This is a genomic window from Neokomagataea tanensis (genome assembly GCF_006542335.1).
GTDB classification, from domain to species: Bacteria; Pseudomonadota; Alphaproteobacteria; order Acetobacterales; family Acetobacteraceae; genus Gluconobacter; species Gluconobacter tanensis.
In genome coordinates this window covers 2,211,008-2,227,658 of record NZ_CP032485.1, presented here as the reverse complement: position 1 = coordinate 2,227,658, position 16,651 = coordinate 2,211,008, and the positions used below count along the sequence as shown (strand labels likewise).

At 49.1% G+C, this 16,651-nt stretch carries 11 protein-coding genes and 2 pseudogenes; 6 read left to right on the top strand and 7 right to left on the bottom strand.

Going from position 1 to position 16,651, the window contains the following annotated elements:
- Positions 1 to 389: 389 nt before the first annotated feature.
- Positions 390 to 1,012, top strand: a pseudogene (locus tag D5366_RS12240) (IS110 family transposase).
- 150 nt (positions 1,013 to 1,162) lie between these two features.
- Here D5366_RS12240 and D5366_RS12060 read toward each other — a convergent pair.
- Both D5366_RS12060 and D5366_RS10000 read right to left on the bottom strand, forming a co-directional pair.
- Positions 1,163 to 1,642, bottom strand: a complete 480-nt coding sequence (locus D5366_RS12060) for a hypothetical protein (protein ID WP_141493468.1) — start codon at positions 1,640 to 1,642, stop codon at positions 1,163 to 1,165.
- A gap of 190 nt (positions 1,643 to 1,832) precedes the next feature.
- Entirely contained in the window at positions 1,833 to 2,219 is a 387-nt protein-coding gene (locus D5366_RS10000; RefSeq protein WP_170211082.1) for a hypothetical protein, read from the bottom strand.
- Positions 2,220 to 2,318: 99 nt separating this feature from the next.
- Here D5366_RS10000 and D5366_RS09995 point away from each other — a divergent pair.
- From D5366_RS09995 to D5366_RS09985, 3 genes and pseudogenes are all read left to right on the top strand, one after another.
- Positions 2,319 to 3,402: pseudogene (locus D5366_RS09995) on the top strand (IS5 family transposase).
- 432 nt (positions 3,403 to 3,834) lie between these two features.
- On the top strand, positions 3,835 to 6,900 hold the full coding sequence (locus tag D5366_RS09990) for a TonB-dependent receptor domain-containing protein (RefSeq protein WP_240775250.1): 3,066 nt from the start codon (positions 3,835 to 3,837) through the stop codon (positions 6,898 to 6,900).
- A 246-nt stretch (positions 6,901 to 7,146) separates the two neighbouring features.
- Positions 7,147 to 8,301: a threonine aldolase family protein gene (locus tag D5366_RS09985; protein ID WP_141493464.1), complete on the top strand. Its 1,155-nt coding sequence runs from the start codon at positions 7,147 to 7,149 to the stop codon at positions 8,299 to 8,301.
- 68 nt (positions 8,302 to 8,369) lie between these two features.
- Here the strand turns inward: D5366_RS09985 and D5366_RS09980 are convergent, their stop codons facing one another.
- The gene (locus D5366_RS09980; RefSeq protein ID WP_240775249.1) at positions 8,370 to 11,027 is read right to left on the bottom strand and encodes a TonB-dependent receptor plug domain-containing protein; all 2,658 of its coding nucleotides are present in this window, start codon (positions 11,025 to 11,027) and stop codon (positions 8,370 to 8,372) included.
- Between the two features lie 264 nt (positions 11,028 to 11,291).
- Between D5366_RS09980 and D5366_RS09975 the strand changes: the two genes are divergently transcribed.
- A complete protein-coding gene (locus tag D5366_RS09975) occupies positions 11,292 to 12,227 on the top strand; it encodes a LysR substrate-binding domain-containing protein (RefSeq protein ID WP_141493462.1) in 936 nt (311 codons plus the stop codon).
- Between the two features lie 120 nt (positions 12,228 to 12,347).
- The gene (locus D5366_RS09970) at positions 12,348 to 13,550 is read left to right on the top strand and encodes a pyridoxal phosphate-dependent aminotransferase (RefSeq protein ID WP_141493461.1); all 1,203 of its coding nucleotides are present in this window, start codon (positions 12,348 to 12,350) and stop codon (positions 13,548 to 13,550) included.
- 60 nt (positions 13,551 to 13,610) lie between these two features.
- Here the strand turns inward: D5366_RS09970 and D5366_RS09965 are convergent, their stop codons facing one another.
- From D5366_RS09965 to D5366_RS09950, 4 genes are read right to left on the bottom strand one after another with little or no spacing between them, the layout of a single operon-like run.
- Positions 13,611 to 14,066, bottom strand: coding sequence for an acetyl-CoA carboxylase biotin carboxyl carrier protein subunit (locus D5366_RS09965; RefSeq protein ID WP_141493459.1), 456 nt, complete (start codon positions 14,064 to 14,066; stop codon positions 13,611 to 13,613).
- Positions 14,063 to 15,415: an acetyl-CoA carboxylase biotin carboxylase subunit gene (gene accC, locus D5366_RS09960; RefSeq protein WP_141493457.1), complete on the bottom strand. Its 1,353-nt coding sequence runs from the start codon at positions 15,413 to 15,415 to the stop codon at positions 14,063 to 14,065. The genes D5366_RS09965 and accC overlap by 4 nt, the downstream gene beginning before the upstream one ends.
- Positions 15,412 to 15,903 carry an acetyl-CoA carboxylase biotin carboxyl carrier protein gene (locus tag D5366_RS09955; RefSeq protein ID WP_141493456.1) on the bottom strand — a complete coding sequence of 164 codons (492 nt, stop codon included), beginning with the start codon at positions 15,901 to 15,903 and terminating at the stop codon, positions 15,412 to 15,414. Before D5366_RS09955 ends, accC begins: the two co-directional genes overlap by 4 nt.
- Complete coding sequence (locus D5366_RS09950) at positions 15,884 to 16,624, bottom strand: SDR family oxidoreductase (RefSeq protein WP_141493454.1); 741 nt, start codon at positions 16,622 to 16,624, stop codon at positions 15,884 to 15,886. Before D5366_RS09950 ends, D5366_RS09955 begins: the two co-directional genes overlap by 20 nt.
- Between the last annotated feature and the right edge of the window lie 27 nt (positions 16,625 to 16,651).

Here is a 16,651-nt window from a genome sequence, read left to right as displayed (position 1 = left end):
ACTAGCTGTGGCGACCCTCTATCGGAGACGCTTACGTCTTCGACGAATTCCTAAAAAGCTATCTGCAAGCAGATCCCACGCGTGCTTTCCCCTTCCTACCTTTTTCGCTCCGCCAGTCTCAAACGACAACGCGCTTGTTTGCACATCCTTCGCGTTCAGCCTTCCGCAACATCAGGCAACTCGACCTCAGGCGACTTACAAAAATTAATGTGACTGTGAGTGTGCTTTGGCGGGCCGACACTCTGACCCTGGTGATGATGTGTCGGGTATTGGTTCGTCCTGGGCACCGGATGGCGATGTGACCTAATAGGAGCTTGGCGGGTTTGCCCCCTCACAGTCCTGCCCTCTTCGTCCGATGCACGGGCACTTTTTTCGCAAGGAGGCTCTTCATGACGTCACAGCTAGTTCGGACAATCATCATCGGTGTAGACACACATAAGGACACACATGTTGCCGTGGCCCTCGACAGCCGTGGAACGACCTTAGGACATCGATCCATCACGGCGGATATGGATGGCTATCTTGAACTCAAACAATGGGCGCGGACCCTCGGCAAGATCAAGGCCTTCGGCGTTAAGGGAACCGGTTCATACGGGGCCGGGCTGTCACGCCTACTGCTGACCTGCGGGCATAGGGTTATTGAAGTCACCCGCTCCAATCGTCTGATCCGTGCCCGACATGGAAAAAACGATCACTTCGACGCCGAGGGCACCGCACGCACCCGATCAGAAGCGGCACTCGCCTGTCTGTGCGGGGCCTGCCTGATCCCGGCCTCAAGCGGCAGGACAAATCGCTTTCGGTTTAACCGAGGAGGCAACAGACAGGCCAATGCCGCTCACTACCGCGTCGCTATCGTCAAAATGCGCACTCATCCGCCAACCCTGGCTTACGTCGAAAAAAAACCGCAAACGGAAAGACCAGCGGTGAAATTATCCGATGCCTCAAACGATACATCGTGCGTGAAATCTTCACCGCCTTGTGCAGGCCAAAGGAACCTGAATTACATGCTTGACGAATATAGAGGCTTCATCATCCCTGACAGAAGACCGCAATCTATCACTCGCACATCAGGATCAAAAACTTCTTGCATTTCAAATGGTAACCCCAGAAGCCATCAACTCTACCTCTTCGACCTTTTTATCTCCACAAAACCCGGGACAGTTCACTTGGCAACAGAGCCAAAGATACCAAAACGGGATGAAAGCTCATCCCGACATTTCTCCCACTGGATCCCTATTTCAAGGCTCTCAGGGCCAAGAAGAATGGGGAATTCCTGTAGAATACCCCCGGTCTCGCTGTTCCAGACGGGGGTAAACTCCATACCCACAAGCCCGGTTTCTTCGATTCGAGATTTGAATGAGTCCGTGCAGAAATAACGCAAATCGTAGCCTAAAACGGTTGTCCGAAATACGGGTGGCGCTTCGAGGAGCATGGTTTCGTCGAAGACCCATTTATCGATAGAAAGCCAGTATTTCCCTGTGTCGTCTCTCGTACCTTCGATCCTGTCCTGAATGACGCAATCAAGATATTGCGTGCAGTTGAACCAGGCATAGTCGCCATACGGCGTCTTCACAGGCAGCATATCGGCGCATTGAGCAATCTGATCGCGTAAGACCTCAACCGTATGGGGGGTAAAAGCCATGGCATTGGGCCCGAACCCGACAATATCGGCCGGGATGAACCAGGAGTTTATTCTGGTTTCAGGCGCGATCCAGGGCTCATCAGTTTTCTGTCCTAGCCGTTCAGAACCAGATCATTTTCATTTCTTGAGAGCAGGCTAAGTTTACCCACGGGGCCCTCATGGTCAATCTGATAAACTGTAACATTCATGCCTAGTTTCCATTCACTAATTGGCGCGCGCCTTTTTCGACATTATGCATGATTTCTTGAAAGACGATCGCGTTGGGGCCTTTGCTTTTGTAGGTCAGATTATCGCAGAATCTGCGCCGTGAATCCATGACGACGGCTCGTCCGGCCTTGAAGCCCGGTTCTCCACCGCCCAAACTTTTACTTTCGATTACAGCAAGTCTATCGGCTTCTTCCATGTACTGGTTGATGAGATCGCCATAGTTTTTCTGAGCCCCCTGACCGCCATGGATTTCATTACTAAAATGAAAGTTACAGGGCATGATCGGCGCATTGGCGAGATCATTGATCCCGATCTGCCATTCATCCAGTATATCGCGTGCATCTTGCGCGGTGTCCATTTTGATAGGCACACAGTGATGCACCTTCAGCTGGAGGGTTCGAAAAACCCCCTGGTTTTGAAACCAGCTCTGTGACTCCATTTGTCCGGTTCTGACTGAGGGAATAGCGCTATGAGGCAGGCTGGTTTCTTTGATGTTGAAGAGCGGCTTGCCCGGTTGAGCGGGCTTAGCGATCAGCTCGAAGCGTTTTCCCGGACTAATGGATTTTGAAGTGTTTCGCCCTGATCTGGAGCAGGCTTTGGCCTATTCAGACAGCAGTAAAGGCGAGCGTCCACCGTTTGATACGGTACTGATGTTCAAAATCCTAGTGATCCAGACGCTGAACAATTTGTCTGATCACCGATCGCCTGTCCTTCATGCGTTTCCTTGGCCTGGGCTGTCGGACCGTGTGCCTGATGCCAAAACAATCTGGCTGTTCCGTGAACGCCTGACCCATGCGGGGGCTATTTAAAGACTGTTTAACCGATTTGACGCGACCCTGCGGAGCGCGGGCTATCTACCGATGTCGAGCCAGATCCTAGATGCAACATTGGCAGCCGCTCCAAAGCAGCGCAATACGAATGCTGAGAAAGCCGACCTCCGGGTAGGACGTATTCCTGAAGACTGGCAGGACAAGCCGGCAAAGCTGTCGCACAAGGATCGTCATGCACGATAGACACTGAAGGTCACGAAGGCAAAGCGGCAGGATGACGGGACGATGCCCACAACGGATCTTGCCATTCCGTTCTTTGGCTATAAGTCCCATGTCTCCATCGACCGGAAGTTCCGGTTCATCCGGAAATGGAAGACGACAGATGCTGCCGCCAGTGATAATGCGCGCTTGCGAGAAAGGTTGCTGGATAAAACCAATACGGCCTCAAGCGTCTGGGCAGACACGGCGTATCGCTCCAAAGCCAACGAAGACTTCATAGAAAAGCAGGGCTTTGTCTCAAAAGTTCACCGAAAAAAGCCGCATCTCGAGCCTATGCCCCGGCATATCCAGAAATCGAATGCTGGAACGTCGGTGGTCCGATCTCGTGTCGAGCATGTCTTTGCCGATCGGAAATCGCAGACAGGACTGTTCATCCGAACTGTCGGTATCACCCGGGTAACCATGAGGATCGGACTGGCCAATATTGTCTACAACATGTGCCGCTTTCTCTTCCTAAAGCGGATCAGCGCGAGCGCGCAGTCATCCAGCGGGAGACAGCCCTGAATCTGCGCAAAACGCAGACCGGAAACGACCTCAAGAACCGTCAATCAAATCGCCAAAAGCCATAAACTACAGGCCAAGCACATCAATTGACAATTCTTCGATCCCTCCATCTCAAGATAGATATAATTTGAAACATATCTATATTCATAGAAAAAGTGTGTCATTTATAACACGAAATTTAAGTCTTTTTGAAACAAACTAAATTAAATTTGACAACATGGTTACATACGGCAAAATTGTTACGGTTTAGAAACACGATTAATGACTGAAAATATCTATATGAAACGGTAACGAACCGTTCCTCTGAAAGAATATTCCTCGGCTAGCCATCTTTCGCATTCCTGCAAATCAATGCCGGATACGCCTAAAAATGGCCGATGAGGCAATCATATCGTGGTGCCGCACCGTATTGTTTTTAGAAGGAATGCACCTTTGCCTGGACGTATTTCACGGCTGTTTTTGCTAGCTTTTTCAGCGATGAGCGGCGTCTCTGCCGCATCAGTACACGCCGCCTCTACTCACAAACATGCGGCGCATAGTCATGCCCTGCCCCTCGCAGTGCGGCCCAGCCCTAAAACTTCGACGTCAACAAACGCGGCGCCAGCTCCGAGCGTGACTAAAGCTCGTATTCTAGCTCAGGCACAAACAGCTCCAGTCGCGGTTACAGCCACACAAAGCGAGAATGTTGTTGTCACGGGGTCTTTAATCAGGGACCCTAACTTCCGCAGCGCATCTCCTATTACACACCTGACTAGCAAAGATTTGCGTGCGCGTGGAATCACCACTGCTGCACAAGCGTTACAACAACTTGCCGCTAACGGCTCCGGCACACTGCCACCCTCATTCTCTGCAAACGGGGCGTTCGCAGCAGGGGCTTCAGCTCCCTCTTTGCGTGGTCTAACTACAGATTCAACACTAACTCTCATGGACGGTCAGCGCCTTGCGTATTACCCGCTTTCTGATGACGGAGCGCGTAATTTCGTGGATTCAAACTGGATCCCGATGTCCATCATGCAGACAATTGACGTTCAGCAAGACGGCGCATCTGCAACATACGGCGCAGACGCCGTTGCTGGTGTCGTTAACTTTATTACTCGTAAAGAAATCAGGGGTTTTGAAGGCAATGCCGAAGGCGGGCTATCGGAGCATGGAGACTCAGGGCATCAACGCCTCTATGCAACGTTTGGACACGGAAGCCTCGCTCAAGATGGGTATAACTTTTATATAAACGCTGAATATCAAAACGATGACATGCTTTATAACCGTCAACGCGGTTATCCCTACAACACTGGTAATCTCTACGGGATTGGTGGTTTCAATGGCAACCCTAATGCCGTTCAAAGTAACGGTTCGGTCCTAGGCATCGGTGCAACAAGGGTTGCAACCGTGCGCCCTGTTTCAGTTGCTGCAAACGGGCAACTTACCCCAATTGGAGGCCTTCAACCGCTGGGTGGAAATTGCGCCGGTCTAGTTCAACACAACGTACCTGCAGGCGCATTCGGCGGTACAACTGGCCGTTTTGCTAACAGCGTGTGTGAACAAAATACTGTAGGCGATTACCGCGTAATTAATCCTGCGGATCGACGTATCAGCGCTACAGGGCACTTTACGGGAAATATTAACGACCGTAATCAAGTAACCGCGATGTTTACCTATTCGCAAAACTTGAACTATAATACAGGGTCCCCTGTCAGCATTCGTTCACAAAGCAGGTCAGGTGATATCAGCTTTGCTAATATTACTCTACCAGTACGCTTAAGTAACGGTGAACTCAACCCCAACAACCCGTTTGCCAATCAAAACCAAGTCGCGCAAATTTATTACCTTTTCGGTGATCTTAACCGTACCAGTAGTCAGTTTAATCAGGCATTCCGGGGCGCCACTACGTTTTCAGGCTGGGCGCCTTCAAAGTGGGGTTCAGATTGGACGTATGACGCCAGCTTTACCGGCATGGCTGATGTGCTCCAAGTCGTTAATACTGGCATCCCAGTATTTGGTCGTGTGCAGCAAGCAATTAACGATGGTTCTTATAACTTTGTAGACCCCTCAAAAAATTCAAGCGCGGTTCGGAATTTTATTGCACCTACCGCAATTCAAAACGCCCACTCAGCAGAGTATTCAGCTCAGGCCACTCTGTCCAAAGGGTTGATGCGTTTGCCAGGTGGAAATTTAGACCTAGCCATTGGCGGAAACATCCGGCGCGAAACACTGAATGCTCCTAGTGCTAATCCAGATAATCCGGCAAATCCATCAACACAATATATGAACCTCAATCCCTTCTACGCACAAGGCGCACGGTGGGTTCAGTCCGGCTTCTTTGAGTTAAATGCGCCAATTGTCAAACAACTCACAACCAACGTATCAGGCCGGTACGACCATTATTCAGCTGGCTACGGTCGCTTCTCACCAAAGGTGGGCGTGATTTTCTCGCCCGTGCACGAATTTACATTGCGTGGCACTTTCTCAAAGGGATTTCGAGTTCCAAGTTTCGCAGAAACAAACAGTCGAACAATTGGCTTCGTATCGTATAACCCCGCGAACGACCCAAGCGCGGCGGCCTTTGTTCAGCAGCATTTAACGGCAGCAGGCAAGCCTAATACTTATGCGCAAGCCTACAGCATTGGTCTAAACACTGTTGGAAACCCAAATGTACGTCCAGAAACAGCCACAAACTTCACGGGCGGAACAATTATCAAACCTACGTCTTGGATGAATCTGAGCGTTGACTATTTTTACATCAAGAAATCTAATTATATTGCAGCCCAAACACAGAGCGACGCCATTGCTGCCTACTATGCTGGCCAAACCACAACTTCACAGGTCGTTCCGGACATTGCCGATCCCGACAATCCCAATGCGCAACGTCGTCCAGGAATTGTTAACTTAACGTACGTTAACGGCGCGCGTCTTATGACGGACGGTCTAGACCTTGCGCTCGACGCAAACGTTGCCCTCCCGGGTGCACTATCCGACATCAAGTGGTATAGTAAGGGCAGCGCCTCTTATGTATTCCGTTACAATGTAACATATCCCGGGCAACTTACCCAGCATTACGCTGGAACCTTGGGGCCTGCGAATACAACGTCAGCTTCCGGAACGCCAAAATGGCGTGCGAACTGGGCGAACACCCTTACTTATAAAAAGATTTCTTGGACTACCACGGTATACTACACCAGCGGCTACAAGCTAACCGCAGAGGATTATACTGGCGGAGGCACTCGCAACGATTGCTCTCTTGCTGCTACCAATTTTAGTGGTGCTTACAATATGGATGGAAGCCCATTGCGCTGCAAAACCAAAGCGTTTTGGGACATTGATATGACGTTTAACTACCAGTTTAATCGCCACTGGTCTGTTTATGCCAATGTCTACAATGTTGCTAATTTCAAAGCACCATTGGACCTTGGAACTTATGGTGGCTACCTTTACAACCCAGCGTGGGGAGCCGCAGGCATCCTAGGGCGTGCCTTCCGTTTTGGCGCATTCGCCAACTTCTAAGCAGTGATGAGAATTTGTATTCTTTATAGTCTAACGCCTACATGCAAAACCTCCGAAGAGGTGGCATGAATTAGCAATATGTAAGAGAGATCGTCGCAGTTCGGTCTCTCTTATTTATTTAATACGTACTCCGAAATATTTTTATCTTTAGAAAGATACGTTTTCAAAATTTAAATTGCTTGCTCAAAAGAAAAACCTTTAAATAATGCTACTATCTTAAAATATTAGCACTTAAAGGACAGACCTATGCAAAGGCGGGAATTATTTTCAAAATCAGCCGCGATCATGGTCTCAACCTGCTTACCCGGAGTGGTGTCAGCTTCGGCTAGTACACCAAAAACGAAGCCACCTACCCAACTTTCTTCGCGCTCCGTCACATTATTTGGTGACACTGCACCGCTCTCGCCGCTTGAACAGATTGCATATCTACACGAGGCAGCATCAGATATTAATAATCCAGAAGACCTTTATTTAAAAAATGGTGCTGTAAGTGCTTTAGAAAAGCAAATAGCAGATTTATTTGGGAAAACAGACGCTGTATTTTTTCCAACTGGAACCATGGCGAATAACGTAGCAGTTCGGCTTCTTGCTGATGAACAGCGCTTGGTTCTTACGCAACAGGATAGCCACTTGTACGCAGATGAAAGCGATGCAGCACAAATACTAAGTGGCCTCAATCTAGTACCCATGGCTCCAGGATTAGTTAACCCTTCGCCAGAGAGTGTGCGTTTGGAAATTGAGAGCTGGAAAAATAGACCATATCCAGTCGCTGTCGGCGCTATTTCCCTTGAATCACCAGTACGGCGACATAACGGCGCTTATATTCCATTCAAAGATTTAGAACAAATATCGTCGATTGCCGGGGAGCAAAAAATAGGCATGCATTGGGATGGCTCTCGTTCATTACTTCTCTATGGAATAGATAATTTCAATTTACAAAAAACAGCATCTTTGTTTGATACAATTATGGTTTCATTGGATAAATACTTAGGTGCACCTACAGGCGCTATGCTTATAGGAGAACGTACAAACATGGAAAAGGCACGTCATTTAAGACATTTATTTGGAGGTCTTCTACACGGAGGATGGCAGCTAGCCCTCCCTCCCCTCATAAATTTACCTAAATTTCAGGAAAATTACCTAAAGGCTCAGATCCGGGCCAAAGAAGTAGTTCAGCTTCTGTGCAATTCAGAAGGGTTTACGCTCAAACCAATTAACAACGGGAGTAACATTCTTCCCATTCAAATCTCGGAGGCACGCTTACAAGGGCTGAAAGAAAGGCTGACCGCAGCCGATATCTATGCAAGAATTTCAGATGATGGAAAAATGGATTTTTACACTAATTTGTCTATATTACGGCGTCCTCCAGCGGAAATAGCTAGAGCTTTTTTGATCAAATAAACTTATTTGAAAAATAAATAGGATTGCTTTGATTTATTATAATCAAAGCAATCCTTCTACTCAATAATTTAAAAATTCATATCAATTCTACCAAAGTAGTATCCTCCTGTCATAGGAATACTAGAGGCGTATGTGTCATAAATATTAGTTCCATTATACCGTGTTTCTTGCGGTATTTTTCTTGGACGAACATTGAAAATGTTATTTGCACCAACAGAAAGATGTAGGTGCTCTGTGGCATGGTATCCGACCTCTAGGTCAGTCAACCAACGCGGAGCTCCTTTAAATTGATAAAAGCATTTCGTTGAAAACTGCTTAGGCGAACCATCGGGACAGGTCCCTGTCGCCCAATCTTGGTAAGTCAACAGGCTTTTTGTCTGTCCATACCGGCTCTGGCGTATATTTATATCAAATTTATCAACAGTCCATAATGCATTAAGAATCAATTTACTGCGCGGATATTGCGTAGTGAATTGGGAAACGGCCTGAGCATTGAGCAGTGGCCCACCATTTGCCCCTTGAGCAAGATGGCTAATTCTTGTTCTATTGAGGTCAAGAGCGGCTGTTAAAGCAACATTACCGTACTTGTGCAATCTTAAAATGTAATCGGCTTTTATATCTAAGCCCTGCGTACGGGTACTTGCACCGTTCGTAATATAATTAGCTGTTACGTTGTTGGCAGGTATTGTCGATGGAACTGTAAAACCAAGAGATGATAATGCAGCAACGGCCGCTGCACCATTATACAAGCTGCTACTAACGAGGCGATCCCGAATTGCTATTTGATAAGCATCTATTTCAACATGGAAACCTTTAAGTGGCTCAAGCACCAAACCACCTGACATGTTCCACGAGCGCTCCGGCTTCAGAGGAGACGCCCCAAGCGCTTTAGCTCCTGCGGAATCAGCAGGAAGCAAACCGCCGGCTGCTGTCGGCTGCAGGCTGGCCGAACTATAGTGCTGTTCTGCCAAGGTTGGTGCCCGGAAGCCATTATTGATTGTGCCACGTACAGCAATTCGTGGCGTGATATCGTAACGCGTTGAAATCTTGCCGTTTTGAGTGTTCCCGAAATCCGTATAATGCTCCAAGCGGCCAGCTAGATCTATGTCCCAATTTTTCAGCGGCTTGAAGTCCGTTTCTAGATAGCCAGCCCAGATGTCGCGGTCCCAGCTTCCTGCATTCTTAGGCGTCAAACCGACGATCGCCTGCGGCCCTCCCACTTGGTAGGAAGATGGTTCACCTGGCGATAATGTGTAAGATTCTAGTCTATGCTCAGCCCCCCAAGCCAGATTGAGCGGTACATTGAAGGGAAGCGTAAAACTGCGACGAGCATCGAATTTATTGTCCCACTGCGCTGAAGTGAAACCTTTGAGAAAGAATTTTGTCTTTGCGTAGCCGCATCCATCTTCAGACGCAAAAGAGGATGTCGGATCAACGGATGCCGGTACGCAAGTCGACTTTAACATTCCCAAGTTAATGTTATTTGTCGTGCTGATATTCAGATGGTCCGCACCATAAGTCGTACTCAGGTTCCAATCGAAACCGAGCAAGTTGCGCCCCTTGAGTCCCAATGTCGCGGCGTAATCATTTTCTTCGCCAGCATCAATGGGCTCAAAGCCATTTGGGTAAACCGAGGGTAAAACGGTAGGCAGTCGGTACTGTTGAAAAGCCTGAGAGTGTCGGTGTGCGTAAGTAATTACCCCATACCCATCAATCTGCGAGGTAATAGGCTTTCCAAATGTTATTGCAAGAGATTCACGCGTTTCTTCCGGGATATTCGTTACCTTATTGGCGTAGAGCGAAACGGGTACACTTCCTGTGTAAGCATTTGCTAGGTAAGCTCCGGCAGGAGCTTGATTTGCGATCAACCTATGATCAATCGCTGGAATAACTGATGTATCACGGTGCATAAACTGCCCAGACAGATGTATGTAACCATCTGATCCAAGCCGCAGGCCACCGTCAGCGTCCAACTGGGCCGTCCAGCCATCTCCTAGATAGGCATTAGCTCCTGTTGTTGCCGCAACGTGCAATCCCGAGGGTTTTTTCTTGGTTATAATGTTGATAACCCCTGCAATAGCATCTGATCCATAGAGCGCGGCAGCGCCGTCCTCTAGGATTTCGATGTGATCAATAGCAGAAGGCGGGATCGTATTAAGATCTGCAGGTGTAGACGCAAAATTAACACCCGCACCCGTGCTGATGTTGGAGGTCGTATGCCGCCGTACACCATCAATCAACACAAGAACATGATTGGGGTTGAGGCCACGCATACGTATTGATGATGTCAAGGCGTCTGCATTCTGTCCCATAGCCTGCATATTGATTGACGGGTAGACGCGCGTCAAAGCTTCAGCAAGATTAGGTTGCCCAGTACGCGCCAATGCAGCGGCGCTAACAACTGAAATAGGACTATCGCTCTGGCGGGCGTGGCGATTTGGTGCCCGGGTGCCAGTTACAATGATCTGCTCATTATCAATAGCTGAAAAAGCTTTTCTTTTTGCCGTTTTTGGTTGGGATGCTGTAGTCTTTATAGGGCTTTTTTCAGTTTGCTTAGCGGCTAAAGCCTTCTTCGCGGTTTGTCGCGTTTCTGCAGAAGCTATGCCAGAAGACAAAGCCGTAGTCGCGCCAAGCATTACGCAAATGGCAATACGCGTCACTTGGAGAGACATCTGAAAGCCAGAACGATTATCCCTGTTGATAAGCTCGAACCGATGACGCACCATACCATCCCTCCTGCAGAATTCTCGCCATCGCTGATACACACTCCGGGAGGTAGGCATTCACGCAAACCATCGAAGCGCCGCGGGGGCACAATGTTTGAATCTATTCCGGAAGGTTACGTTTTCGTTTCATATATGATGATATAGAGAAATTTTATGGCTTTCTTTTTACGGCTCCATATTGACCCGATTCATCCAAAATCATACGGTTTTAGCTCAGTTTTTGTTCTTTTATGACAAACAATAACTCCTTTGAAAGGTATTCCTGTGGACATCAGGCGACTGCACGCCTTCGTTAAGATTGTTGATCTGGCAAGTATTTCCCGCGCGGCGGACCTCCTTAACATTGCCCAGCCAGCCTTAAGTCAGCAGCTTGCTACTTTAGAGTCCTCTTTGGGACAAAAACTGGTTATTCGAAGCAAAAGTGGAGTTACCCCCACATCAGCCGGGAGTACGCTCTACCGCCACGCGCAACTCATGATAAAACAACTTGAGCGCGCTACGGCTGAGATTTCCGCAGGCAGCGGCCCCCTCGTTGGACGTGTTTCCGCTGGCATGTCGCCCTATAGTGCCGGCTCAACACTCTCTCTGGCACTGCTCAGGCGTATCCGTAGCCACTTACCTCTCATTACATTACATCTAACTGAAAGTTTTGATGATATTTACAGCGAAATGATCATGACGGGCCGCCTTGACATGGCCGTCATCCACGGAGCCGGACCGATTAAAGGTGTATCTTTCACCCCCCTCATGCGGGAAGAGTTTTTTCTGCTTGCACCAATCGACATGGACCTCCCCTTAGACGAGAACGGGGCTGTCCACCTTGCTTCGATTGTACACCTCCCCCTCCTTCTACCTCCTACGCATAATTTCGTTCGAAAACGAATCGATATGGCCTTTCAGCGCAAGCAAATCACCCCGACGACCATTGCCGAAATTGAAGGTATTCATACTATGCAAGACGCCGTGGCAGAGGGGTTAGGAGCAACAATACTACCGTGGTCAGTCGCCAGCCGAATTGCGGTAGAAGGGCGTTCACGCATCGTACCTTTGCGCAACCCGACAATCCAAGAAGACGTCTCTCTTTGCGTTCCAGAGAGTATTCCTGAGACGGAAGCCTCTGTCGCCGTTAAGGAACACCTCATGGATCTTGCACGTGCAATGGCAAGTTCACGCAGCTGGCCAGGTACGCACCCTGTATAACCAACCCGTCATAAGTGCTTGTTATGGGGTTACATTATTTCGCCACCCCCCTCCCGAAGGCCGTAGTGGCATGACAGTAATGTTCCTGAGCCAAAACTAACAAGCCTTCGGGAGATAACTATGCCGGGCCTTGCCGACCGTCTAAACGGAATTGCGATTTCTGCGTCAGCAGCCATGACTGACAAAGCCTCAGCCTTAAAGGCTGAAGGTCACAAAATCATAAGCCTTTCCGCTGGGGAACCTGATTTTCCAACACCAGATCATGTCATTGATGCTGCATTTGAAGCCGCCAGAAACGGAGCGACAAAGTATCCTCCACAAGATGGAACGCCCGCACTGAAAGCGGCTGTGCAACGTAAATTTGCCCGCGAAAATTCGCTACACTATGCATTAGATGAGATCCTAATTGGTAATGGTGCCAAGCAGATCATTTATAATGCGATGATGGCTACTCTTAATCCGGGTGATGAGGTTATTTTGCCAACCCCATCTTGGATTAGTTATGCAGATGGTGCGCGCATCTGTGGTGCAAATATTGTAACCGTCGTCTGCCCTGCCGAAAATGAGTTCCGCCTTGCGCCTGAAGCATTGTCAGCAGCCATTACGCCACGCACAAAATGGCTTATTCTCAATTTCCCTAATAATCCTACAGGTGCGTGCTGCCCTGAAGAAGATCTGCGCGCTATTGCTGATATTATGCTGCAAAATCCACATGTGTGGATTTTAACTGACGATATCTACGAACACCTTATCTACGACAACGCCACATTCCAAACAATCGCGCAAATAGAACCACGCTTGAAAGAACGCGTATTGACGGTCAATGGCGTTTCCAAAAGCTATGCCATGACTGGTTGGCGTGTAGGCTATTGCGGCGGCCCGCGTAACCTGATTTCTGCGATGAATAACATGCAAGGCCAAACAACCAGTGGCATTAATACACTCGCACAAGCAGCTGCAATTGCCGCTCTTGACGGGCCGCAAGATTATCTTCTCGATCGTGCAAAGGAATATCAGCAGCGGCGTGACTTTGTCATTGAGCGCCTAAATGGAATTCCCGGCATGACATGCCACACCCCCCAAGGCGCTTTTTACGTTTATGCTTCTGTAGCTGGGTGCCTTGGCAGGACGTCACGGGCCGGGCACCATATTAAAACCGATACAGATTTTGTAACAGCTCTCTTAGAGGAAAAACTTGTCGCAACCGTCCAAGGCACTGCCTATGGTTTGGCGCCTTTTATCCGTATATCTTACGCCACAAGCCTTGAGGTATTAGCGGAGGGATGTGAGCGCATCAAAGATTTTGTACTAGCCTTGACGTAACCTTATACTTTTCTGGGGGCTCTTCAGTCCCCAGAAAAGCAAAATAGTGCCCCAAAAAGCTTACGCAGTAGCAGACCTACGCTCGACTTCGAACAAGTCGTCGCCATAACCAACAAGCTCTCCTTCTTCTTTCAATACACAAACTATAATGCCCGATACCGTCGCGCGGACCGGAATGACAAGATTACCCTGCGCTATCCATGCCACGACATCTCCTATGTCCACGGTATCACCCTCTCCCCACGACCGAGTACCCTCATAGGGGCTGGCAAGCACCAGTGCCCCAAAATAAGGTGCACTGATAGCTTCACGTAGGGTGTGTGTATGATCGACCGACTGGTTATTTAGGTTTAACGAGGTTGCAACTTCATCTTGCTGCCTAAGGCGTAGAAAAATGCGCCTTCCCTCTAAATCTGATTGCTCTAATTCTTCAACACCCGACGCGCGCAGCAGCGAGACGACCTTTTCAATCCGGTCCACGTCTTGCAGCCAATCTAGTGGCGGAATAATCGTCATAACTTTTTCTCACGCTCCAGCCAGTGCTCTAGGTAATGGATATCAACGCATCCTTCATTGAACCCCTGGTCCTCGAAGAGAGAACGGTGCAATGAAAGGTTTGTAGAAATGCCCTCAACCTGCATTTCCGCCAACGCCACACGCATACGTGCCAGCGCTAGAGCTCTCGTTGGGCCGTATGTGATGATTTTACCAATCATCGAGTCATAATAAGGCTGCACTCTATTCCCTGTTACGACATGCGTATCGACGCGTACCCACGGTCCACCCGGCAAATCCCATCGTGTTATCAGGCCGGGAGACGGCGTAAAACTCTCAGGATCCTCTGCATTAATTCGGCATTCAACCGCATGCCCAATGGGTACGATATCGCTTTGCCGTATAGTCAAAGCCTCACCCTGAGCAATGCGAATTTGTTCACAGACAATGTCGATGCCTGTCGTCATTTCCGTAACAGGGTGCTCGACCTGAAGCCGCGTATTCATCTCAATGAAAGCAAAGATGCCGTCTTCATACAAAAACTCAAATGTTCCTGCGCCACGATAACCAATCTGACGACAAGCCTGAGCACAACGCTCACCGAGGTCAATGATCGCTTGCTCTGGAATACCTGGAGCAGGCGCTTCTTCCACAACCTTTTGGTGGCGGCGTTGCACTGAGCAGTCCCGCGCTCCCAGCGACAAGGCATTGCCATGCGTGTCACACAGAACCTGTATTTCAATATGGCGCGGCGTGCTCATGAAGCGTTCTAAATACAGTGTGGGATTGCCAAATGCCTGCCCAGCCTCTTGCGCCGTCATTTGCACGGCTTGCGCTAAGTCAGCTTCATTCTGCACAACACGCATGCCGCGCCCGCCCCCGCCACCTGCTGCCTTGATAATCACAGGGTAACCAACAGATGAGGCTATAGAGGCTATTTCAGTCGGATCCATCGGCAGCGCGCCGGAGGATCCCGGAACGCAAGGCACACCTGCTGCTAACATTGCCTGCTTCGCTGCAATCTTGTCACCCATTAGCCGAATAGACGCAGCTGTCGGCCCGATGAACACTAAGCCCGCATCTTCGACAGCCTGTGCAAAGTCGGCATTTTCTGACAAAAGCCCGTAGCCGGGATGGATCATACTAGCGCCCGTAGCGCGTGCCGCCAGGATGATTGCTTCTGCATCCAGATAACTACGCTGTAGCGATGCCGGGCCGATACACAAGGCGATATCTGCATTCAAAACATGTCGGCTATCTCTGTCAGCGTCAGAATGGACCGCAACCGTCTCAAGGCCCATCATCCTGCATGCACGTTGAATACGAAGTGCGATTTCACCACGATTGGCAATAAGAACCCGACCGCTCATGCGAGCACCACCAGCGGTTGCCCTGGCTCAACTTCCGCGCCATTTGAAACCGCTATTTCAGTAACTCGCCCGGCATGGCTTGCTTTCACTGGGCTGAATACCTTCATTGCTTCAATCAAACCGATCTGCTGTCCAACCACGATATCCTGCCCAACGACTATATATGGGGCCGCATCTGGTGAGGGCATGAGGTGTAAAATACCGAATGTTTCTGCCTTAATCACATGCTGTTTTGGGGTGGCTGGCTGCGCACCTTGTGGAGTTGAGGTCTGCTTCTCAACTCCCATCATTATATTCGCCGGATGTACTCCCTTTGCGGGAGGCACATCACATAAAGCCGAACCAGTTACAGACTTTAATCGTAGGACATTTCCGTTATCTTCAATCTGCAGTTCGCTTATGCCACCACGCTCCATAAGCGTGATCAGCCGTGCCAACTCGTCCAGTTCCATTGCCGACGGCCCTGCTTCAGACTGGTTTTTTAGCAAAATTAAGCCCGCCAACTACTTGCGCTGTGGGAAGGACTTCCATGAAACTTACGTTCATTCGTTGGGGTGACAGCACTGCAAACGCTACTGAATTTGCAATATCTTCTGGTTGCAGAGCTTCTACATCCGTAAAGAAACGCCGCTTTGCCCCCTCCATATCACCCGTCAAACGACCAAAAACCTCAGTCTCTACGCGTGCAGGTGAAATTTCCGTTACGCGAATTGGCGTGCCGTAAAGATCGCACCGCAATTGTTGAGACAAGGAATGAATAGCTGCCTTGGTCGCATGATAAACTGTGTTTCCCCCTGCAAAAGCATAGTGGCCAGCGATAGAGCTAATATTTACGATATGCCCGCACTGCCGCTCAATCATGCCCGGTAAAACCAAATTTGTCAGATGCAGAACTGCACGCAAGTTAACATCAATTAGCGCGTCAATATCACTCTCGGTGGTGTTGGTAATATTCCCCAAGCGAGACTGGCCCGCATTATTAATCAAAATATCAATACGATTGTCAGAGACGATACGTTCAAGAGCAGCGCGGTCTGTAACACTGGCTGTGTGAGGAATGCAGCCTGTACTTTCGGCCAAGGCCGCCAGTCTTTGACCGTCGCGTGCTACTGCGTGCACGACCAGACCACTCTTTCTAAGGGTTTCTACAATAACAGCACCGATTCCGGATGATGCACCTGTTACAAGAGCAGAACGAATTTGCGACATGATCAAAGCACCTTTTTAATTACCAAA